A 23205-nucleotide genomic window follows, 5' to 3' on the forward strand; every position below is an offset into this window, starting at 1 on the left:
GTCTTTTAAAAATGGACAATATGCAAAATATTCCTCAACATCAAGACAGGTTAAATCTTATGTTAAGCGTTGTGAAGAAAACAACCATCGCGTTGCACAAGTACTCATTATAGCACCATCCTTTTCAGACGATTTTATTGATGCTGCTGATATGGATACTGAAATTAATATATCTCTACTGGAAGCTGAAGGGCTACAGAAAATTTACACCGCATTCAAACAAAGAAAAAAACCTAATTTTACAGCAAAACTCCTAACAAAAGGTGGCTTACTAAAAGCTGATTTAATCTCTAAATCGATATAGTTGACCTCCGACACTATCCTGAACAACGTATATACTTCAGGTAAGTGAACGCAGTGAAGGAGGCAGACTATGGGAATATCTCAACACGACATGACGGATCTATTCGAACATCTGTTTGGTCAATACGTTTCCTGATCTCCAGTTCAAGCTGTAATGCGGAAATCCGAGCTGATGATTTGCAAGTGGTTCGTAGAGAGCGTTTAATTTCTCGTCGGCCCTCGAAAAGACTTCTTTGATGGCTAGGTATTTGATAACGGAACTGCCAAATTCCAGATTTTGAAAGTGATAAGTAGCGCATGTTTAGTACCGTCTTTTAGTACAAACAGCCAAGGAATTGAATGTCCAGATACAAAAATGGCGATAAGTCAGTAACTTATCGCCATTTCCAATCGATTGGTGGAGCTGGCGGGAAGGCCCACCACATTCAAGGACTTAGATATTTTTCATCTAAGTCCTTGATATTTGATTTCTTATAGCATATTTATCGCAAAATCATTGATATCCCCAGCTATAAACACACGTCCCAAACTATCTTTCAGATATGAAAAAAGGCCGGAAATTTCGGCCTTTACATACCTACCGATCCTTGGCTTATTTTGATTCAAACGAGCCTAAATCAGGCGCATTGCCATTGTAATTGAGGCCGACATCTGTTCCGGCATCAATGAGTTCACTTCTCGGTTTTAGATGGAAGAACTGCACTACAGGTAAACTACCATCACTTTGACGCTCAGCCAGTAAGTCATCGATGTTAATACTTGAGAAGTCGGACGATGAAAACGAAATACCATCCTGCCAGCTATTATTGGTTATATTAGTTGAACTCGCACCAAACTTATCACTGTTACCGCTATCCAAAGAGATACTGTTTTTGATGGTCAGATTCTTCAGCTGACGTGAACTGCCATCACCTAAACCAAAGTTACGATCATTGTTATAAGCAATTGCATTGTAGATCGTGACAGTGCCTCGATTACTGTTTTGATCGTAACCATCCGCGGTATTACCAGCAGATATAGTATTAATATAAAGACCGTTATGAGCTAAATCTTTACCATCACTACCGCCGGTTTTAAAACCGTTACCATCACCAGCCCCTTTTACACCATTTTTCTGATAACCATTTCGAATCATCCAAGTGTATTCCAAGGTTGTAGTCACGGAGCTGCCGTTATCACGCAGGTAACCATCAAAACCATCATCCAGGTTGTTCCACGCACGACAACCGTAGAAGTAGTTTCCGGTTCCCACCGTTAGCTTGGCAGCAAACCCATCTGCATTCTCAAGCGTTGAATCCGCATTGTAGTAAGAGTCAGAATTTTTGATGAAGTTGTAAGCGCCCCCACTACTGATTTGCAGACCTGTATCCGAGTTCTCATAAAACTTGATAAACTCAATGGTATTGTGTGACCCGGTCAGGTACATACCATTGTCACCCGCTTTTTTGATATCGAAACCATATAGGTGCCAATAGTCTGCGCTCATCTGGAAACCACGGTTGCTGCTTTTTTCTGACATCGCAGAAAAGTCAAAAACAGGACGCTCATCACCCGGATAAGCACTGAGTACAATCGCTTTTGACGCAGTACCACTGTGTTCAATCTTAATCGTCTCTGAAGGATAGTATGTCCCGCCCCGCATATAGATAACATCCCCGGCTCTTGCATCGTCGATAGCAGCAAGTAAACCAGCCAGTGTGGAAACGACGGTGGCATCAGAGTCAACATTTTTGATAAACGAAGGATAGCCATTCGTTAAAGGTTCACGGTTAGCTCCTGCACTTTGGGCAGCAGCCGCCGTAGGAGCAGCCGAAGAACTTGAAATATCCGCAGTCGCAGCGCTGCCAGAATCCGAACCTGAAGAACCACAAGTTCTTGTCACTGGCTCAAGCCACCAACGTTGAGAGCTAACACCGGCATCTTGGTTTTGATAAATATCAGCACCCTCCGTTGCTCCGGCAACGGTCAGCAACAAGTTTGAATTCGCATTGATGATCTTATAAGTCCCTTGATAAGTCCCGGACGTAACCTGAACCAATTGCCAGTTTTGACTTAGCGAACCGCTGTAGGGATTTTGTTGAATTGTAGCACCGTTATATATTGACCCACCTTCAACAGTTGCAGCATACAATGTATTGGAAGCCTTGATCGACCAATAGCCATTACTTTGCTGATTCAATATAAATCGTTGAGAGTCACTTCCCGTATTTTTTTGGGCTGCGACATTGGCTTTTTGGGCTGTTGATTCCGCAGCGACTAACATGTCAGCACCAGAACTAACAATCTTATACACAACACCATCTACAGGCTCATCAGTACAATAATCTGCCGCATAAATTTGCCCGCTGAGCATCATCGTACCCATCATTCCGGCAAGTAAAACATACCTATTTTTAACATTATCAACTTTCACAGTTATGGTTCCTTCTCTGTTCATATCGGTTTTTTCAAGATAGATGTCAAGCTTTCGGTATATCCATCAGTCACAACGACAGAAACCGTCATGACGGATGCAGGTTGACATATCAAACTGATTGTTTGTCAAAGTAAGAAGTGTATAAGAAACGAATAAAAAAACAACAAAAATGAAATGGTGTTTTATTTTTAAGATTCAATTTATATAGCAAACACAACATATTTATTATTTTTATAGAGTATTGAAATAATTATAATATTTTATTTTGAGCAGAACCTCTCACTTTTCGGGGCAGCGTATATACTTCAGATAAGCGAACATAGTGAAGGAGGCAGACCATGGAAATATCTCAACATGACGTAACGGATCTATTCGAACAGCTTGGTCTAGGGAGTTCACCGGAAGAAATTAAATATTTCGTGAAAAACCATCGACATACACAAGATTCGACATCCATCCACGAAGCTAGCTTTTGGATCGCTTCCCAATCTACTTTTTTAAAACAGGCGATTGAGGAAGATGCCGATTGGGCCGAGTTGGTAGACCAGCTCGATGTGATGCTGCGAGACTAACTGTGAAACACAAAAGAGCCTCGATTAAAAGGCTCTTCCGTGTTTCAGGGCGACACCTCTGTTTTCAGAAAGTTACAGCCGGACACAACTTCAATGCTTCTTGGGCACGAACATACCGAGCTTTCGTTGCGTTTAATTTCTCTCGCGTAAATTTGATATGACCGAGCAGTTGATTGACAGCAGATATCGATTGATTGAGTGTGGGCGTTGAACGACCTTTCTCTTCTCCTGCCGCTGTACTATCGACACTATCTACCGATTGGAAAATAGCATCATACATTCCCTCTTGTGATGCTGATTTACGGATATTGGTCATTTGCGTATTCAGGTTAGCAATGATGGTATTGATATCCGGACGATTGGATAACAGTTGATTTTTTACCGCGAGATTGGCATCTTTTGTTGCAGCAATCACTGCATCAGGCATCGAAGAGAGCAGATATTGCGATTCATGCGCCTCTTGAAACAACCCGGCTCGGTTAGTCAGTAATGTTTGATAAGCCGCCAAGGCAGCCTTCCCTTCTGTGATCATTTCTTTGTCAGTTTCAGCTTTGTTGATGCCTTCTTCAATTATCTTGATATCACGACTTAATTCCGAAGAATCCAGTGTATTCAGGCTATTGATCATATCATCACCAAGTGTTTTCACTTGCTGTTCAGAATTTTCATCCTGTAAGATCAAATGACTGGTTTGGGTAATACATGCCATCTTTTTCTCAGCTGACAAATATAACTCGGTTCTCGATATAGGTTGATGGTAACTCTTCATCCCCGTAACCCCAACGATGAAAACTCCCGCAGATTTGATGGCATCGATATGGGCATTTCCGAGTAATATCACTCCTGACGCTAAAGCCCCAGCCAACAAAGCTGCATCATAAGCTGTATTATATTTGTATTGGGTATTAGCCGCTTTGGCGTATTTAAATTCTAATTGCTCAGCCCAGGCATATGCGCGACAAAGCCTCGTTTCTTTAGCATTTGAATCTTTATCGACACACTGAATACCGTTATAAAAAACCTTCGTTGCGGGTTTAGTCGCGTCAAAGGTCATGAGGAGTGTATTGTTATATTCTTCTTGCGGATTTACAGACGTCATCGAACAGGCGGTTAAAGCCAACGCGGTGATGCCAACTGCCATATATGTTTTCATAAAATAATCCTTTATTTATATTTGTTATATCAATAAATAGAATAGATTATTTTTCAACCAACCGTATAATTACAAGTTCATATGAATGGAAGACTCAGCCGATATATGATTGGATATAACTCCCCCCTCTTCATCAATGAGTTTGGTCATCGTGTCACTTACGGCCAAGCACGTTTTTTACCACCGTTGGCTTTAATCAGTTCAATTGCTTTCTTCGATTTATCTTCAATCGAACGCAAACTACGCGTGACAGTCTCCTGAAATTCAGCTTTATTCTGACCATGTTGCTCAGGCGGGGACGATGATGACTGTAATTGATGGATCATTTGAACCAATTGTTTATTCTGGGCTTCCAGTGACTTCACCTTGGTAGTCAGCTCTCGGAGCATGCTATTCTGCTCTTGGATTCGAGATTCTATGTTATTGAAAGACTGGAGTATTTGTCCGATATTTTGATCTGTCATCGATATATCCAATTAAATCTACATTTCTCAAGTGTAGGTCAAACTAGACGATCTATTGAGACAATATGCATGATCACCGCCATGATGATAGAAAAAACCGTCTATTATCATGGCGACCTATCAATACATTATTTACAGCGTTGTGAAACGGAGCTGCCTGAACAGTCTCCTGAAACAATCAGCCATCGCTGAGACTAGTGATAAACATCTTGCGCCTGATAATAGTTGTCTTGAAAAGCTAGACTCCCCCACATCGCATAGGCGTGAGCCCTTTCTACTACAGACTCAGCTACCGGATGATCGGTTAACGTATTGTGTTTCGGATCATACCGGTAAGTTGTAATCCCCTGCTCAGGACGAATCACCACTACTTGATTATCGGCTGTCATCCAGCCAAAGTTCTTATCCCGTTGCATCAACGCCCGCTGTTTATCAACAGGCACCGTTTTGGTCATATCATTGCCGACCATCGGGTTGATGCTGTTGATCCCGGCCAGAGATAATAGCGTCGGCGGCAGATCGATCTGACTCACTAAACGATCATCCAGTCGGTGTTCAATACCACCACCAAAGATGATCGCCGGAACTTTAAAGTGACCGACGGGCACCGGTAAGTTGCCGCTGGTGCGGGCATCATGGTCAGCAACTGCCACAAAAATTGTGTTATTCCAGTACGCAGACTGCTTTGCCTTCTTTACAAATTGACCCAAGGCATAATCGGCATACTTGACTGCATTTTCTACCGTATTCTTCGGTTGGTTATACAGTTCGAACGGGCTATCCGGAAACTCATAAGGGGTATGATTGGATGAGGAGAAAACTAAACTAAAGAAAGGTTTATGCTGCGCATCCAGTTGGGTGAACTGCTCATCCGCTTTTTTGTACAAATCACTATCCGAAGCTCCCCATGATCCGACGAATTCTGGGGACTGAAAGGTTGGAAAATCCTGCATATCAACAAAGCCATTGCCGAGGAAAAAACTCTTCATATTGTCAAAATGACTCTCTCCGCCGTAAATGAATTGCGTATGATAACCCCGTTTTTTCAGTAGATCAGCAATGGTAAAAAAGTTGGTCTGACTCTTACCTAATTTCACGACCGCACGTGCCGGTGTCGGTGTAAACCCGGTCGTCACAGCTTCGATCCCACGGACAGAGCGGGTTCCCGTGGCGTACATACGGGTAAAAGCCCAGCCCTCATCGATTAAGTGATCAATATTAGGAGAAGCATTAATTCCCCCGAGACGGCTGACAAATTGCGCACCGTGACTCTCTAATAGCAAAATTACAATATTCTTTGGCTTGCCCTGATACTGCGCCTGATGGCGGGCTAATGTCGGTCTGTCACCCGGCACAAAATCTTGCGGATCAACATTCATCGAAGCTTTCACTTCTGCGATAATTTTGTCTTTGGCCATTTGCGGATAAAACTGAAATGCACTCGCTTCAGCGCCCATCTGTTTGGCAGCAAAGATCACCGAGTAAGACGAGTTTAAGGCAAAATCATTCATCAGAGGATCACTGGAAAAAGCCACCATCGCCGGATTCATCGGACGATGCTCAAAGCTCGACCGAGCCCCCATTACTCCCAACGCAACCACGCCAACGGCAATCACCGGACGCCAATACCAACGCGGGAAAGAAAGACCCGCAACCAATTTTTTCGACCAGCGCCAACCGATAAAAATCGTCAGCACCGACGTAATCAGACCAATCAGCAGCTCCAGTTTATAGCCGCTCCAAAGCATCCCAAACACCTCTTTCGGATAGATCAGGTACTCTACAAATAATCGATTCGGACGAAGATCATATTCTTGGATGAACGGAACGGTTGCCGCCTCCATATACACAACCAACCATAATCCGGCAGTCAGCCAGATGCGGAGAATCACATGCCAGCAGCGTCCAATCAGATGATCCCCTGAAAACAGAGCAGAAAGAAGTGCAGGTAAGATCAACAAGTAACAGATCGATGACACATCAACCCGTAAGCCTCCAAAGAAAATATTTCCCCATCCTTGGGCATCATTGACGCGTTCAATCTGCCACAACGACAGCCCCAAACGGGAAAGCGTAAAAAGAACAATAAAAACAACCGCGGCGCTAACAATCGGATATAACGGACCCAGCAGAACTTTTACTTTATACAATGTCTATTTCCTTAAAATATACCGATGCTATCTTCCGACAAAATGACCATCACACCTTCATCTGAATCATTTCAAGAACAGAATACAACACCTTGTTGTTATTCAAACAATAAATATCAAATAATTTAAGGTAAATAACACATATAAAACTAAGGTGGTATGTAATTTTAGAGACGAAATTGGTCAAACACCACTTATCACAACATTCACTGAATATATAGATCATCCCTAAATATAGAAAAGCCTGAGCAAAACACAAAGGTACAATCGATGTGTATGATCGATTTTAGCAGTAGCATCACACGGCAGACCGTGCAATGGCCTGCCGTGTCAATCAACCCGGTAATTTTTCCATGCCATATGTCTGGTATCAATCGGGCACATCACACTATCAATTCCGACGAAAGTCACGCCCTGTAAAATAAACGGGGCCCCACCCCGGCTGAGCCAGCCCGCAAGCATCAAATCATCTCTTCTTTGCAATAAATCAAACTGTCTTCATCATCTTGCAACAACAAGGTCATCAGAACGTCACCGGCATGACATGAAAGCCTCATAAAACTGAAGCGCATCTGCAACAAATCCTCCCTAGCATGGAGATTATCGTCATGATTCGAGGTTGATATGCTAGCGAACAGTCCTTTTAAGCTACCCAAAAAGACACCATTCGGTGTCGGAGAACACATTGCGGAATGGGCAACAGGCTTAACCAAATTAGATAAGTTTTATGCGCAGCGTCCGGCAAACTGTGATACTCAAACCTTTTTAAGATTCACTCTGGAAATTCTAGGTATCGATTATCGGGTGATTAAAGGGGACTTCAATCATATTCCAGCTTCCGGCCCTACCGTTGTGGTCGCTAACCATCCGCTCGGATGTGTTGAGGGCGTCATTTTAGCTGAAATGCTGTTACAAATTCGTTCTGATGTACAGATTCTCGCCAATCACTATCTGAAAACGGTTCCCGAGTTAGATTCGCTGTTTATCGGGGTCGATGTCTTCAACACCAGTCAGACACAGCAGGCAAACCTGAAGGCGATGCGTACAGCACATCGTCATCTGGAACAAGGCGGCTTACTGCTGATTTTCCCGGCAGGAGAAGTGTCTCACCTGGTCGATATCAAACAACAACGGCTACAGGATAAAGCGTGGAGCACGTCTGTCAGCCGCTTAATTAAAAAACACCACGCAACGTCAGTGCCCATCTTTATTAACGGGCAAAACTCCAAGCGTTTCTATATGGCAGGTAAAATTCATCCACTATTGAGAACGCTGATGCTCGGGCGGGAACTCCTCAATAAAAAATCCCACGCCATCGAGATCGCCATCGGTCAGCCAATTCAGTATAAAGAAATCACACCACTGAATGATGAACAGTTAGTCCATTATCTGCGCTTTAATACCTATCTGCTCAATCCGGCGACCCAAAAACAACGCAATAAGCAAGATGGTGATCTCACCCTCCCTCCTGTCGCCCCCCGCTTACCACTTGATGATCTGAAAAGTGATCTGGCTCGGTTATCCGCTGAAGAGCACATATTGCAATATAATGAATTTGATGTGTACTGTGCCAAAGCAGCATCCATTCCATGCATCATGCACGAAATTGGTCGCGTCCGGGAGATCAACTTCCGTCAGGTTGGTGAAGGTACGGGGCTGGCACTGGATATTGATAAGTTTGATCGTCATTACTTCCACTTGTTTATCTGGGATCGGGAAGCCGATGAGCTGGTTGGTGCCTATCGCTTGGGTCTGGTTGATCAACTGATGGCGGAGCATGGTCTGGCCGGGCTATATTCCAGCACCCTGTTCAACTACGATCCTCAGTTTATTCAACAAATGGGTAAATCAATAGAGATGGGACGCTCCGTTGTCGCACAATCTTATCAGAAAAGTATGTCATCGCTGCTACTCCTCTGGAAAGGGATCGCCACGTTCGTGACCCGACATCCACAGTATACGCACCTGTTTGGTCCGGTCAGTATCAGTAATGAATATAGTGATGACGCCCGCCAATTACTGGCACAAACCATGACTTTAAATTACTACGATCCTGAACAGGCTCAATTAGTCAAACCTACCAACCCACTGCCGATACACAAATACCATGACTGGAGTATTCATCTGCTCAGTGCACTGGCGGACTTACAACTTCTGTCCAAAGTCATTGCCCGAATTGATGAAGGGAAAGGTGTACCGGTGCTATTGCGTCAATATTTAGGACTGAACGGCAAATTTGCCTGCTTCAATGTTGATCCGGATTTTAATGATTCGCTGGACGGTCTGATTGTGGTTGATCTCCGTCAGGTTTCAGAAAAAACCTTAACCCGCTATATGGGCAGTGCTCCGACCAAAGCTTATCTGGCATATCACGCGGTATAAAATACAATGCTCCCCAGAGTCAGTCTGTCTCTGGGGATGGCACTGCGGGCAGGATGTCATCACTCTCGATAGAGATACTGTGCCCCGATGATTCCGAAAACTGTAGTGATATTTTGACCGGTGTATTGTTAGACCACCAGCCGGATTTCTTAGAGAGCGTCACCTGCGGCACAACCTCTGTGGTATCCTGCCGATCGCTCTGTTCAAGGTAGGCGTTCAACTCAAGCGACACGCTCTCAACTTTGAAAAAACAACACGGACACAACATGTATAACGGTATCCATTGAATCTGATAACAGATCCCTTCATCAGTGATACAGGGCATTTTGATTCCGACAGGCTTAGCCGTCATCATCGCCTCATCATCAACGGAAAAATAATCCTGAAGTGGTGAAAATTTTTCTTCTTCCGTACGTGCTTTGGCCCGGAGAATATCTCGCATCAGCCATTCAGCCAGTGCACCGGGAGAGCGGGACTCCGCCTTCACAGACTTTCTCTTCATCATTCGCACCTTCATTACGGTTAGCCACGATTGAGTTTCGGCCGCTCGCCTTCAGCTTTCAGCCCATTGGTCACCATTTGATACTGACGATACTTATCTAACCCCTGACGATAAACAGGATAACTACTGATCGACAGCGCCACCGAGCTATGGCAAACCGGACACGAAAAATGCGCACCGGATAACAGCAGTTCAGGCTCAATGTAGATGATGCTCTTCTTACCGTTTTCAAGACAAGTCGGACAAGGCAATTGCGTATTCATACTGTCACCTCTGTACATAAAAAAGAAAAAGAAATTATGACGCGGAAAAAAGGGCCAGCCCCAGGGCATAGACTAGACAGACTGGCCAAGTGAAGTTGCGTAATCACGACGTCGACGAACCTTCGTTTTGAGTCACCATAATCGGCGCGATATTGTCGGTATAAGCCTTAATGATCACCCCTACGCCTTCAGGTAGCGGCAACTGACCGGCATGCACTTTAACGTCATAACTCGCCTTATTACTCTTTTCATATTTTTCCGTATTACTGTTGCTCTTTTCAGAAGATTTCGACACGCTGCCACTCACACTGGCAGAGAAAGGACCATAGCCGATCTTCGCTTCAAAACTGCCCTGAGCACTCATATTCTCTTTCTCTTGCTGGCTTTGCTCATTCGCGAAGCTGGATTTCACCTCCATATTGAATTCAATACTGATATCATCGACAGCCAGTGCATTGAGAGGCAGCAGCGTCAGCAACGGAATCGAAATCGATGATTCCGCCGTATCGGTACTGACGGTCGAATCACCTTCATTCTGCCCTTTGGTGGTCGTAATGACCGGACGTTTGAGTTTAAGATCAACCATCACCGGTTGATATTCGGAACTTTGCGACTGATTGTCACTGCCACCGCCACTTCCCCCCTGTGCGACCTGTTTACTGAAGCAGGTATCAAGCATGAACTTCACCTGCGTCATCGCCATTTTATTGTTCGCCTCGGCCGCTGCCATCAATGGCCCACCGATCAAGTCTCCCATCGGAAGACCGCTGAATTGTTGTGCCATTGAGACCAAACCCGGCCCTGAAGTGACTGCCATAAAGACTCCTTATCTGTATGTAAACGCCTGCGCCTCAGTCATCACAGAGAACGCATCATCGACTTTCGCAGAGATAACTGCCAGTGACAGCTAAATCACTGTTTTAGTTAGTTAATTAATAAAATAAACAATTGATTAATCATGAATTTATAGCTGATTAACCCGGGACCTGTGCTCTTAACGCTCTTTCATAACCATCGACGATATATTTCAGCCCGTCCGGGGTCTCCATTGCTGCAATTTTCACGTCCAACTTGGCTTTACCGCCATGGCCCTGATTGGCCCCTTCTTCTGCCATCTCTTTTGCTTTGAGGGTCCGTTTAGGAAATGAAACTTGCAGCGCATCACCATTAACACTGAGCTCCAATTCGGTAGAGAAACTCATTTCCTGCAGTTCAACCTGAGATAATGGGATCAGGGTGATCAACGGGACGTTAACTGTCTGTACACTCGGCCCGTTGCGAGTCACCGTCGGATACTGCATCGCCACCATTTTCGGCTTAAGAATCGGAATGTCGCTCCCATATTCACCATGCATAAACCGCTTCGGTACGTCATCTGACGGAGGTGGATTTTTGCCGGTACGTTTCGGTGTTTTGCCCTCAACTTTAGCGTCGGAACGACCGACATCTGCCATATGTGTGATGTCTTCATCATCTTCATCCGCCGGTTCAAAAAAACGCTCCAGCAAATCGAGATTTTTCTGGATGAGCGCCTCTCCGGCTGAAGCTGTCGCCACATGAATCGAATGGACAAACTCTTCTAAGTTGATCATGCATCTCAGTTCCGTTAGTTCACATGGACTCAGTATTGTTGACCGCTCCCAAAAGTTATCGGCTTAATGCAGGGACTTTCAGGTCAAATCGATGCATGGCTGTCTTCTCAAATTCAGTGGTGAGCGATTCAGTGATCGTGAGTCATTTCACCGTCAAAAAAACGATTTTCGCCAAGCTGTTACATCGCTAATACGATGTGATCAATCAAGCGATTGAGGGGAAAATGCCAATGAAACCATTACTGGAAAAATTAAAAGCAAAGAGTCGGCCGATCCTGTTAGGACTGGCCGGCATAGCATCAGCATCGGTGATCCCGGTCTGGCAAATTTATTTTGTCGAAACCTCAGATGTCACACTCGAAATCACCGGCATTCAACGCATTGAATCGGATCATCTCAAAACTACACTCGACACCGATGAACTCAAGTTGCTTGAACCTTATATTCCTGAACACCTGCGCTATGAATACAATCCTCAAGGGGAAAAGGGCGATAAAATCGACTACCCCGAATTCACCGTATCCACCTTGATCAATGCGTATGATGCAGCCCGTCAGGATCTGAAAAATATTGCAGAAACCCGCGCCAAGCTGGAACAATACATTGCGACCATCAATGCCTACCTAGACCCGAAAGATCACGAACATCAGCTCAGTGAATTTAGGGTCGGCGAGATGAAACAGTGGACACTTAGCAATTATATGGACGACTCAGAAGCCCACTACTACGAAAAACAAGTGCTCACCATCACCCGCAACTATGCCGAATTGAAATTTACCGGTAAACAGACGCCCCAGTTTAACCTCCCGGCGCTGAAGTTTTTGCTGTCCGATGTGAGAGATGATCTCAGCGAAGTCATCGAACAAAATAATCACCGGCTGGAACAGCTACGGGATAATATCCGGGGTATCGAGGCCCAGCTCAACAAATTGAAAGCCGAAAAATATCACCAATATAGTTATTTCACCCTCGACGTTGTAGCCGGTAATGTTGGCCGGGTCAGTACTTCACTCCGTCCAGTGGCCTTAATGCGGGTGCAAATCAGTGACAATAATTATGTCGATGTGCGTTTATTGATGGAGGATTATCAGAATAACGCGGAGTTGCCGCCGGCATCGACCAAAGTCCTCCATTATCGTTCTGCTGAATTAAATCATCTGCCCAATGATGATCGCACGCTGGTGAATACGTTTTGGGGAAGTACCGGTCTTGCCAGAATACTGACGCTCGATACCAGCGAGCATATTTATGCCTCAAACACTATCGCTTTTGCCGATAATCAGAACCAGAAAGTGATGGTTGATAAGCTGAAAAAAGCCGCTGGATATTTTTAAACAGATTCCCCCGAATCCTTCCCCGCTTTCCCCAATATTTCAGCAGTGTTGTCCATTACTGTGACCTTGTATTCATCCATATTATACAAGGAGCGAACCATGCAAGAGCTGGAACTGACGGCATCAGTCGGCAACGGTGCAGACAATACCCCGGAAGATGTGTTGAATATCCAGAAAGCGCTGAATCGAATTGCCGGTAAAATCGGTCTTTCAACACCGTTAGCCGAAGACGGACAAATTATTGATGCCCACGATCAATCCCCGACCTGTCAGGCCATCGGGCTGTTACAGACCACCCTGTTAGGCTATCGCCACCCCGATAACCGTATCGACTGTGGCGGTAAAAGTGAACAAGCACTCAAACAGGCACTCCTGCCGACTCCGGCTTATATCCCCGATCTGGCGCTACCGGAATCAGCCCCCCAAAGAGGACTCAGCGAACAGGATTATCAGGATGCTAGCGCAACCCTCTCATGTGAGGTAGCCGCGATCAAAGCCGTCTCGGATGTCGAATCCTCCGGCAGTGGATTCTTTGCATCCGGTGCACCTTGCCTATTGTTTGAAGCACATCAGTTCTCCAAATACAGTGACCATCGCTTTGATGACTCCCATCCGAATATTTCTTCTCAAAAATGGAATCGCTCACTGTATACAGGTGGCGAAAAAGAGTATGAGCGATTGCAACAAGCCCTGACGCTGGACCGGGAAGCCGCTTTGAAATCCGCGTCTTACGGTCGCTATCAGATCATGGGGTTCAACCATCAAAGTGCCGGTTATGATGATGTCGAAAGTTTTGTCCGGGATATGTTTTTGGCAGAACGCCATCATCTGATGGCCTTTGTCCATTTTATTCAGTCCAATTCGAAACTGCTCAGTGCTATTCAATCTCTCGACTGGGCAACCTTTGCCCGTTACTACAACGGTCCGGGTTATGCTGAAAACCACTATGATGAAAAGTTACAACAGGCTTATGAACATCATCAAAGAAATAATACAGCACAGTGATATTCTCTCTGAATATATGGATATCACCGCATATCAGTCGATATGAATAAACCATCGGTGATAGATTCGCCATATTCCGGCAAAAGCGACCCGCTTGCCATCACGGACCGAACAACAAAGGAGAACACCCGTGTCATCAGATATCATTTTGAAAACACAGCAGCTCAGTCAAGAGATTGCGTCAACCTACCCTTTGGACGCAATGAAGATGGATGCCTTCTGGGCAGCACTGAACGATTTACAAGTGAAGTTTTATCTCCAGATCACCGGGCTGGATTTTCTCGGGGAGCCCGATGGAGATGAGTCCATCACCATCACCAACCGGGGCCATGTCATTTGCGATATCAGTCAGTGGCAGATCAATGCCGGAAGCCCTCATCAAGACTATATTTTCCCCGAGGACACCCTGCTCCGAGGCGGTGAATCTGTCACGGTTTATACCCGGCCCGGTGCCCGACATAGTTTTAATTCAAACCGCTCGATCTGGAACAATCATGGTGATACAGCCACGCTGTTCAATCAGAGCGGCGAAGTCATCTCAACCTGGCTTTACGGGAAAGCGGCTCATATGCATGTGCTGATATCTAACGTGCACTATAAAGGCGATGAATTCAGAACTGAGGGTGACGAATATGTTGAATTAACTAACATCTCCGAGCATCGTATTGATATCACCGGGTGGCAGCTCACCTCTGAGAGCAATACGCACAGCTTTACCTTCCCGTCGGGTGCGATTATTGAACCCTCGGGGACGGTCCGGGTCTATACCAATCGTCCCCCCAGTGCTGCCAATGAATATAGTGCCAATAGCCCGAAAGCGATCTGGAACAATCGCGGAGGGATGTGCGCGCTGTCCGATCATCTTGGATGTGAGATAGCTTTTTTTGCGTATTAATCATGCAAAAAACATCATTCAGCAGCATTGTTACAGACACAGATGAGTGATCATCAATATGGTTATTCGCGCATTCAGTCGTCGCTCCCCCGGGAGCGCGGCTACAGAACCGCCATCGAGTTCTGATAAAACAGTACCAACGTCTGCCCTGCTCGAGACACAAACGCTGATCAACGACGGCATTCGACTGTTACATTATGTTGCCCGTTCGGGGAACTTGAATGTTGAGCCGGAAATCGCAGCAGGCATTATCAACGCGCAAAGCAACCTGCACAGCCGCAATTGGGGGGAAGAAGATGAAGGCCGCTTATTAAGTTGCTATGACAAACTCGCCAGTCAGGTCTGGCCGGTGACCGTCGAAAGTATTAAAGCCGTTGTCCCCAATGCCGTCAACGGACAAATCGAGTCCCCTCGCGCCAATCGCACCATTATCTGGTATCGCCGTTATACCGTCTTTACTCTGATCATTCTACTCAGCGTCCAGATCTATTACCTGTTCGGTTACGGACTAACCCAAACCCTGTTGCAGTATACCCATTTGCCCCTGTCATCAACTCCGGTCACGCAAGAGCAACCAGCGACTTCTTCTCCTCAAAAAGCTGAGCTCTACGAAAATCATCTCCGCGCCAGTTATCAGTTGTTACAATATTGGAACCAAGTCTGGATGCTCGGCAATGATTTTCAACTGGCACCGGCCGATCAGCAGATCCCGCCCGGTCAGGAAGAACGGACCATCCACTTTGCCACCCATTTGATTGCAGCCCAGTCCGTACTCCAAATGTTACAAAACTATATCCTGCCTTTAATGTATGGTTTGTTGGGTGCCTTTATTTTTGTCCTGCGTAGCCTGTTACAACAAATCAGAACCCTGACCTATACCGCGAGTCGTGAAATCGGCTATCGCCTGCGACTGACTCTTGGTTGTCTGGCCGGGATGATCACCGGTTGGCTGCTCAAACCAGAAATGGGCACCATGACGCTTTCGCCAATGGCATTGGCCTTTATCGCCGGCTACAGCATTGAAGTACTCTTTAGCGCACTCGATATGATCATCGACAATATTCGTAAGAAAACACCTGAAACCAAAGATTCAACCCCACCTTAGTCTTCACCAGTCCGTTTTTTTGATGCGCTAAAGTCATGATGCCTCCAAGCCTCCAAGCCTCCAAGCCTCCAAGCCTCCAAGCCTCCAAGCCTCCAAGCCTCCAAGCCTCCAAGCCTCCAAGCCTCCAACATGTAACAACATAAAAAACCATATAAAAACAATGAAATCAAAAAAATCAGATTAAAACACCACCTAAAACACAAAATTAGATAATTTATCGATAAATAACGATGAACTTGTAAATGATAACAGCTCGTCTAGACTTAAAATCGCCTAAATGTAACAAAATATTTCTTGACTTCTAAATAGAAGCGTATAGTTTATCAAACAAATTGAAATGAACCTGAGTGCATTTAAATGTTGCTTATTTAATGATTACTTTCATCATTAATTGGGTGTTCATCCAATGATGAAAATATGTACACTTTTTATCAATCGAATACGAAATATTTATATTAGTTGTTTATATTATTAATACTCATTTGTGAGTACATATTTATATATATACACTGATTAATAGATATTTGTATAGTTAAATTAATTAAATAAATTAAATTCACGAGAGCTAGTATAAGAATAACCAACACCTCATTGTAATAATTTTTATATCAAATTGATAAATACATCTGCATGTAAAAATATCATTGGTAAATTATTACAATTGAATATATAAAACAATTAGATTTACAGGAATTCGTCAGTATGAATAGTACCGAAGGCTATGTCGTTTCGTGCGCCCAAGAAGCCATGTGGTTCGTGGATGGGTTTAATTCAACCAGCAGGGAGAATGAACTCAGGGTCGCATTTAAACTTGAAAAACAAACAAATATAAAAGATTTGTGTCAAAAACTTATTGATATCATCAATCAGAATGATGAATTAAGAAGTTACTTTAGATCAACCGAATCTGAATTATTAAAATATACTTCCCCATGTTTTAATATTGATGACATCATCAAATATCATCAAGAAATGAATGAAGATGAGTTCATTCATAATGTATTAAAAGAAAAATTTGATTTAAAAATAGATCACTATTTAATCAAGGTTCACCTCAATCAAAACACAGACAAAAATCTCATTGTCATTAGAGTACATCATATTATTTCTGATTTTCATTTTATTGAAACTATCATTAAGCAGCTATTTGGAAGCGATACTCAGCATTCATTCTCACCACGGACACTTAGCGAATTACAATCCGAATATATTGATAGTCAGAAATATCAGGATGATATTCATTTCTGGTCAGAACAATTAAAGCAGAAAAAAAACGCGCTTGAGTTATTACCGAATACGCCATCTCAAAATGAATTTAATGGCAGTATTTGTAAGACCCGAATCAAAGGCAACCTGTATTCGAGCATTAAACAATACTGTAACCACGCCAGTCTCAGCCCTGCACGTTTACTCAGTCAGATATTTGCCATGACATTATATCGTCTGAGTGGGCAAGCCGAGTTTTGCATGGGCTTATCCGTCAGTATGCGGAAAAATTACCCGCAGGTCGGCTTGGGCTATGCAGTAAATGTACTGCCAATCCCCTACCATTTTTCTCCGGAACAGACCGTCAACGACACGCTCTTAACAGGCAATGAGATCATGTTGAACGCGCTGCATCATAGCCGGCTTCCCTTGAAGCGGATCGTTGAATCCTGCGCACCGGAACGCTCACTCAGCGCCAACCCGCTGTTTAATGTGTGCTTCAATTTCCAAACGCTCTCACAACCTTATCAGGGCAGTCTGTCCTCTTTACTTTACGGTTCTCAAGGGCAATCCATCACCGTCGATCAGACGACTCTTGAGCCCTTCAACATCGATCAAATTGATTGCCAGTTTGATTTACTGATGGTGGCGGAAGAAACCACTGACGCATTTGATGTTTTTCTCCTCCATAAAGATAACGTAGTCAGTCATGAGACCGCTGAAGGTATTTTGGCGAACTTTGTCCATTTTTCCGACGTCTGTCTGCAACAACCGGAACGCGCACTCTCCGAATTTAGTTTCACCACTAACAAAGCATTGCGCCCGTTGACAACCCAACCCGGCACCACCAATCGCACACTGGTGGACTGGCTGAATGAAACCGCGGCAAAGTATCCCGATCATCTGGCGATTCGCTACAACGACACCCAACTCACCTATCGATCATTATTCCGTCTGGCCGACAATTTGGCCCACCAGCTGATCGGATATGGCGTGAAGCGCGGTGACAAAATCCCGCTATGCTTCAATCCCGGACCCGACATGATTGTCGCGCTTCTTGCCGTACTGAAATGCGGTGCCTGTTATGTGCCGATTAACCCCGCGTATCCCGATAGTCGCGTTGGTGATATTTTATCCGATATTCAGGCCGTCAACGGCTTGGTGGAAGAGAGCCTCACCGCAAGATTTGAGCCGTTGCTGGAACGGGTCATCGTGCCCGATCTCGATGCTCTGGCACAGCAAACACCAACCGGCTCGCTGATGCCATACTTACCGGACAGTGAAGATCTGGCCTATATCATTTATACCTCCGGCTCAACCGGTAAACCCAAAGGTGTCCAGATTTGTCACCGCAATGTCGTCCGCCTGTTTACCACCAGCGACGATAGTTTCAATTTTTCTGACGCGGACGTCTGGACGCTTTACCACTCATTTGCTTTTGATTTCTCAGTTTGGGAAATCTTTGGTGCTCTGCTCTACGGTGGCCGTCTCGTGATTGTGCCTTATCTGATCTCGCGCAGCCCTGAAGAATTCTCACAGCTGGTCGAACAAGAACAAGTGACCGTCCTCAACCAGACACCGACCGCCTTTTCCCGCTTCAGTGAAAGTTGTATTCGCAATCAACTCTCACTGCATCAGCTACGGGTGGTGGTGTTCGGTGGTGAAGCCCTCAATCTGGCAAGCTTATTACCGTGGTATAACACCTACGGAGAACGCGTCAGACTGATCAACATGTACGGCATTACGGAAACAACGGTTCATGTCACCTATCGTCAGTTAACCCAACAAGATTGCCTTGAAGACCGGGGGAGCCTGATCGGAATGCCCCTGAATGATTTAGGCGTCGTTGTTATGGATGCATTCGGCCATCCGTTACCGATTGGCTGGCCGGGAGAAATGTATGTCGCCGGAGAAGGATTAGCCAAAGGGTATTTCAACCGTCCCGAACTCACGGCAGAAAAATTCATCGAAAAAACACTGGGTGGGGAAACGCTGCGTTTGTATCGCTCCGGTGATCTGGCACGCTTTATCAGTGATCAAGAAATTGACTATCTCGGTCGCATTGACCATCAGGTCAAAATACGCGGATTCCGGATTGAACTGGGTGACATTCAGGCCAAACTATCGCGAATTGAGGCGGTCTCTCACGCATTTGTGACCACCCAAAAAACCGACAATGACACCATTCTCATCGCTTACTTATTGGTGAACGCACCGATTAGCTACGAACAGATTGTTCAGGATATCGCAGCCGATCTACCGGAATATATGATTCCGCAACAATTTTATCTCACCGATGAAATACCACTGACTGTCAATAACAAAGTCGATATGAAGCGGTTGCATGACATTTCAACCCAACTCTTACCGACCGTCCGAAATCAGGTTGCCGAGTCCGAAACAGAAATCACCATTTTGTCGATTTGGCAGAAAATTCTCGGCTTCGATGAAATTGATCTGGAAAGTGATTTCTTCACCATGGGAGGGAACTCCAGCTCTATCTTGAAAGTTTATCAGCAACTGAACCAACGCTACCCCGGTCAGCTGTTAGTCACTGACTTATTTAAATACAGGAATATCCGCAGCTTATCTCGATTTTTATCAGATAAAACCACAACATTATCCGATAAAGCCACAACGGCGCCCGACAAAAAGAACAGTTCGCAAAAAACGGCAAGAGCGCAGAAAAGAATCAATCAATTAAAAACCAGAAGACAACGTCAACCCCAATTAAATGGTGCATAAGATGGAAAAGAATGGCATAGAGGTAGCAATCATCGGGATTGCAGGCAAATACCCACAGGCTGATAATATTCAAGACTTTTTTGACAACCTCAAACACGGCAAAGAGTGTTTAACCACATTCACCGATGAAGAGTTGCAAGAAAGTGACCCTTGGTACAGTCAGGACGCAAACTACGTCAAACGGGCTGGTATCATCAATCATGCAACCGCATTTGATAATAAGTTTTTTAATATCTCGAACCGGGACGCGCTATTAACTGACCCACAACAGCGGATTTTTTTACAAACCGCGTGGCACGCATTGGAAGATGCAGGGTGTGATCCATTCACCTACCAGGGTGACATTGCACTGTATGGCGGCAGCAGTTCAAATACGTATCTGTCTCACCATATTTTTAATTCAGATTATCGCCATGAAATCAATCAATACCCGGTCGTCCTCGGCAATGAGAAAGATTTTCTCTGCACGCGGGTCTCACACGCGCTGAACCTTCGTGGTCCGGCCATGACCGTTCAAACCGGATGCTCAACCTCACTGGTGGCTGTCCATATGGCCTGCCAGAGTCTGCTCAACGGTGAGTGTGATATCGCCATGGCGGGAGGCATTACCATTCGATTCCCCGTCAAAGCCGGTTATAAATACCTTGATGGCGGCATCTTGTCGCCTGACGGTCACTGCCGTCCGTTTGATCAAGACGCCTGTGGTACCGTCGTCAGTGATGGCTGTGGCATTGTTGTTCTGAAATTGCTTGAAGACGCATTACGCGACCGCGACCAGATCTACTGTGTGATCAAAGGATCAGCAATCAATAACGATGGTCAGGATAAAATGGGCTTCACCTCCCCCAGCATTTCCGGACAGTCCCGAGTGATTGAAGATGCGCTGAGTCTATCCGGCCTCGATGCCAGTCAGATCAGTTATGTGGAGACCCACGGCACCGGCACCAAACTGGGTGACCCGATTGAAATCAATGCTCTCAGAGACGTTTATACCGGTCATCAAGGCCAGAAAGTGAAACTGGGCTCCGTCAAAGCCAATATCGGTCATACCGATACCGCTTCAGGGATTACCGGATTGATCAAAGTCGCCCTGATGATGAAAAATCATACCTTGCTGCCTCAGATTCATTTTAATCAACCGAATCCACTGCTTGAACTCGACAACAGTCCGTTGGAAATCAACACGCAACTGGCCGACTGGCATGATGACGCCGCCATACGCTATGCGGCAGTCAGCTCTTTCGGACTAGGTGGCACCAATGCACATATGATTGTTGAGTCGGGAGATATCTATCAGCAACCTTCGTCACATGCACCAACCAAACCACAACACATCTTACTGTCCGGCCGGACAGTACAAGATTTGATTCGTAACGGTCAGCAAATCGTAGCGGCGGCTCAGTATTACACCGATCAAGATTTGGCAGATGTTGCCTATACGCTGGCAGCCGGAAGACATCACTTCCCTCATCGCTATTGGATTGAAGCCGAAAACATTGCAGAGGTACGCCATAACCTCGCTGTACTGACCGAAAGTAACGTGTACCAACCCAGCGGAATTTGTCGGATTAAAATTTACCAAACTCAGGAACTGAGCTTATCGGAAACCTTCATCAACAGTGCCGATTATTTTAACTTCGCTGAACTGTCGGAAAAACACCGTTTTCTGGCGGAATTGTGCGAACAAATGGTCGTTGAGCCGTTAGAAGTTGAAATGATCTATACCAATGAATTGATCGATAAAGTAATGATTCATGCTTACAACGCAGAAAGCAAAAAAGTGGCGGAGACCGACTGCGAAATTTCCTATCTGAGCAACAATGATGTGTTCAATATGCTCTGCTGGTTATGGCAACAGGGGCTGACCATCCGTTGGGAAAAACTCTATGCGACTCAGTCAGTCCGAAAAGTCTCACTGCCGGGCTATGCATTTGAGCAGACCGTGTTTGAAATTGAACCGACTTATGGCCGCAACGCGCTCACCAGCCAACCGGATACTGAGCAGCCCGTTTCTGACGACTCAGCCATCACAGTGGAAAGTATCCAAGACAAAATCCGGCAACTCTGGTTCGATGATTTGGGCGAAGCGATCCCTTGCGCAGAAACCACCGATATTTATGAGTTATGCGGAGATTCCTTTACCGCGTTACAGATGAACGTTGAGTTAGAAGACTTCTATGAGATCTCGCTGTCGAACAAAACATTTATTGAGAACAATACTCTGAATAAACTCTCTGAGGTGATTTATAACCTCAAACATATCGGTGAACATTCTACGCTGGATGAACATATTGTCTGCTTTAACGACCAAGGCAATCTCGCCCCGGTCTTCCTGATTCACCCGGCAGGCGGCACCGTTATGGGCTGTAAAGAATTGGCGCGTCGGCTACCGGAAGGACACCCCGTTTATGGGATTCAGTACCCCTTCCGCGATGAAGGTAATGACATTGTCTCCATGTGTGATTTAGCCCGCCACTATAACGAGAAAATCACCGCACTTTACCCCGGCGGCAATCTGATCCTTGCCGGTCACTCATTCGGTGGCAATGCCGCACTGGAAATGGCGCTTCAGTTCGAACAAGCGGGCAGAACTATCGAGCAAGTGATCATGTTTGACAGCCACCCGCCACAAGCATACTTCTCAAACACGGTCTTCAGCGAACAGCAGTTTCTGGATTCGTTCCCTGTCATCTGCGGCATGTTCTTTAACACCAAAGAACCGCTCAATGATATGAAAAGTGACACACTTGAAGACGTGGTCGATTACCTCAAACAGAAAGGCTGGGTACCTTGGGGATTCAGTACCGAAGAATTCAAACTGTACTACGAATTATGGCGCAGCAATCACAATACCTTAAGAACGCATATGCCATCCGAAAAACTGAAAGCAGATTTAATCTTCTTCAAAGCGGCAGTGTTCCAACCCCAAGAGATACTCGATGTGCTGAACATCTCCTTGGTTGAAGGCACCGAAATCGCCCAATGGCAATGTTTTGCTCAATCCACGATCAAAGAGTTCGTGGTTCCCGGCACCCATTACACCATGCTGGACAAAGAAAATGTCGATGTCATTGCCGACATCCTGCATGAATTGCTCACCGTAACCGTCGCAGCCTAG

Annotated in this window: 17 protein-coding genes and 1 pseudogene; 9 read left to right on the forward strand and 9 right to left on the reverse strand. The window is 45.3% G+C overall.

Features of this window, described 5'->3' with window-relative positions:
* A pseudogene (locus AC55NX_RS16060) lies at window positions 1-304 on the forward strand (hypothetical protein); the annotation flags it as partial.
* Window positions 305-371: 67 nt separating this feature from the next.
* Here AC55NX_RS16060 and AC55NX_RS16065 read toward each other — a convergent pair.
* Entirely contained in the window at window positions 372-602 is a 231-nt protein-coding gene (locus AC55NX_RS16065; protein WP_496996647.1) for a DUF6538 domain-containing protein, read from the reverse strand.
* A 293-nt stretch (window positions 603-895) separates the two neighbouring features.
* Complete coding sequence (locus AC55NX_RS16070; protein ID WP_496996648.1) at window positions 896-2716, reverse strand: RICIN domain-containing protein; 1821 nt, start codon at window positions 2714-2716, stop codon at window positions 896-898.
* A gap of 341 nt (window positions 2717-3057) precedes the next feature.
* Here AC55NX_RS16070 and AC55NX_RS16075 point away from each other — a divergent pair, with 341 nt between their 5' ends.
* The gene (locus AC55NX_RS16075; RefSeq protein WP_496996649.1) at window positions 3058-3291 is read left to right on the forward strand and encodes a DUF2789 domain-containing protein; all 234 of its coding nucleotides are present in this window, start codon (window positions 3058-3060) and stop codon (window positions 3289-3291) included.
* Between the two features lie 64 nt (window positions 3292-3355).
* On the opposite strand, the gene AC55NX_RS16080 is transcribed toward AC55NX_RS16075, so the two are convergent.
* From AC55NX_RS16080 to AC55NX_RS16090, 3 genes are all read right to left on the reverse strand, one after another.
* Entirely contained in the window at window positions 3356-4444 is a 1089-nt protein-coding gene (locus tag AC55NX_RS16080) for a hypothetical protein (RefSeq protein WP_496996650.1), read from the reverse strand.
* A gap of 158 nt (window positions 4445-4602) precedes the next feature.
* Window positions 4603-4908 carry a hypothetical protein gene (locus AC55NX_RS16085; protein WP_496996651.1) on the reverse strand — a complete coding sequence of 102 codons (306 nt, stop codon included), beginning with the start codon at window positions 4906-4908 and terminating at the stop codon, window positions 4603-4605.
* 194 nt (window positions 4909-5102) lie between these two features.
* A complete protein-coding gene (locus AC55NX_RS16090; RefSeq protein WP_496996652.1) occupies window positions 5103-7058 on the reverse strand; it encodes an LTA synthase family protein in 1956 nt (651 codons plus the stop codon).
* A 624-nt stretch (window positions 7059-7682) separates the two neighbouring features.
* On the opposite strand from AC55NX_RS16090, the gene AC55NX_RS16095 reads away from it, so the two are divergent.
* On the forward strand, window positions 7683-9440 hold the full coding sequence (locus AC55NX_RS16095; protein WP_496996653.1) for a bifunctional lysophospholipid acyltransferase family protein/GNAT family N-acetyltransferase: 1758 nt from the start codon (window positions 7683-7685) through the stop codon (window positions 9438-9440).
* 19 nt (window positions 9441-9459) lie between these two features.
* On the opposite strand, the gene AC55NX_RS16100 is transcribed toward AC55NX_RS16095, so the two are convergent.
* The 4 genes from AC55NX_RS16100 to AC55NX_RS16115 all read right to left on the reverse strand — a co-directional run bounded on the left by AC55NX_RS16100 (window position 9460) and on the right by AC55NX_RS16115 (window position 11797).
* On the reverse strand, window positions 9460-9945 hold the full coding sequence (locus tag AC55NX_RS16100) for a hypothetical protein (RefSeq protein WP_496996654.1): 486 nt from the start codon (window positions 9943-9945) through the stop codon (window positions 9460-9462).
* A 17-nt stretch (window positions 9946-9962) separates the two neighbouring features.
* A complete protein-coding gene (locus tag AC55NX_RS16105) occupies window positions 9963-10205 on the reverse strand; it encodes a hypothetical protein (RefSeq protein ID WP_496996655.1) in 243 nt (80 codons plus the stop codon).
* Window positions 10206-10308: 103 nt separating this feature from the next.
* The gene (locus AC55NX_RS16110; protein ID WP_496996656.1) at window positions 10309-11022 is read right to left on the reverse strand and encodes a DUF2589 domain-containing protein; all 714 of its coding nucleotides are present in this window, start codon (window positions 11020-11022) and stop codon (window positions 10309-10311) included.
* A gap of 157 nt (window positions 11023-11179) precedes the next feature.
* Window positions 11180-11797, reverse strand: a complete 618-nt coding sequence (locus AC55NX_RS16115; RefSeq protein WP_496996657.1) for a DUF2589 domain-containing protein — start codon at window positions 11795-11797, stop codon at window positions 11180-11182.
* 230 nt (window positions 11798-12027) lie between these two features.
* On the opposite strand from AC55NX_RS16115, the gene AC55NX_RS16120 reads away from it, so the two are divergent.
* From AC55NX_RS16120 to AC55NX_RS16145, 6 genes are all read left to right on the forward strand, one after another.
* Window positions 12028-13131, forward strand: coding sequence for a hypothetical protein (locus AC55NX_RS16120; RefSeq protein WP_496996658.1), 1104 nt, complete (start codon window positions 12028-12030; stop codon window positions 13129-13131).
* A gap of 99 nt (window positions 13132-13230) precedes the next feature.
* Window positions 13231-14136 (forward strand): N-acetylmuramidase family protein, encoded by a 906-nt coding sequence (locus tag AC55NX_RS16125; protein WP_496996659.1) that lies wholly within the window; start codon window positions 13231-13233, stop codon window positions 14134-14136.
* A gap of 130 nt (window positions 14137-14266) precedes the next feature.
* A complete protein-coding gene (locus AC55NX_RS16130) occupies window positions 14267-15031 on the forward strand; it encodes a lamin tail domain-containing protein (RefSeq protein ID WP_496996660.1) in 765 nt (254 codons plus the stop codon).
* A 58-nt stretch (window positions 15032-15089) separates the two neighbouring features.
* Entirely contained in the window at window positions 15090-16136 is a 1047-nt protein-coding gene (locus tag AC55NX_RS16135) for a hypothetical protein (RefSeq protein WP_496996661.1), read from the forward strand.
* Window positions 16137-16838: 702 nt separating this feature from the next.
* Window positions 16839-20087 carry a non-ribosomal peptide synthetase gene (locus tag AC55NX_RS16140; protein ID WP_496996662.1) on the forward strand — a complete coding sequence of 1083 codons (3249 nt, stop codon included), beginning with the start codon at window positions 16839-16841 and terminating at the stop codon, window positions 20085-20087.
* 1 nt (window position 20088) lies between these two features.
* Window positions 20089-23205, forward strand: coding sequence for a beta-ketoacyl synthase N-terminal-like domain-containing protein (locus AC55NX_RS16145; RefSeq protein ID WP_496996663.1), 3117 nt, complete (start codon window positions 20089-20091; stop codon window positions 23203-23205).

It is taken from the genome of Vibrio rubrogenes (genome assembly GCF_059641415.1).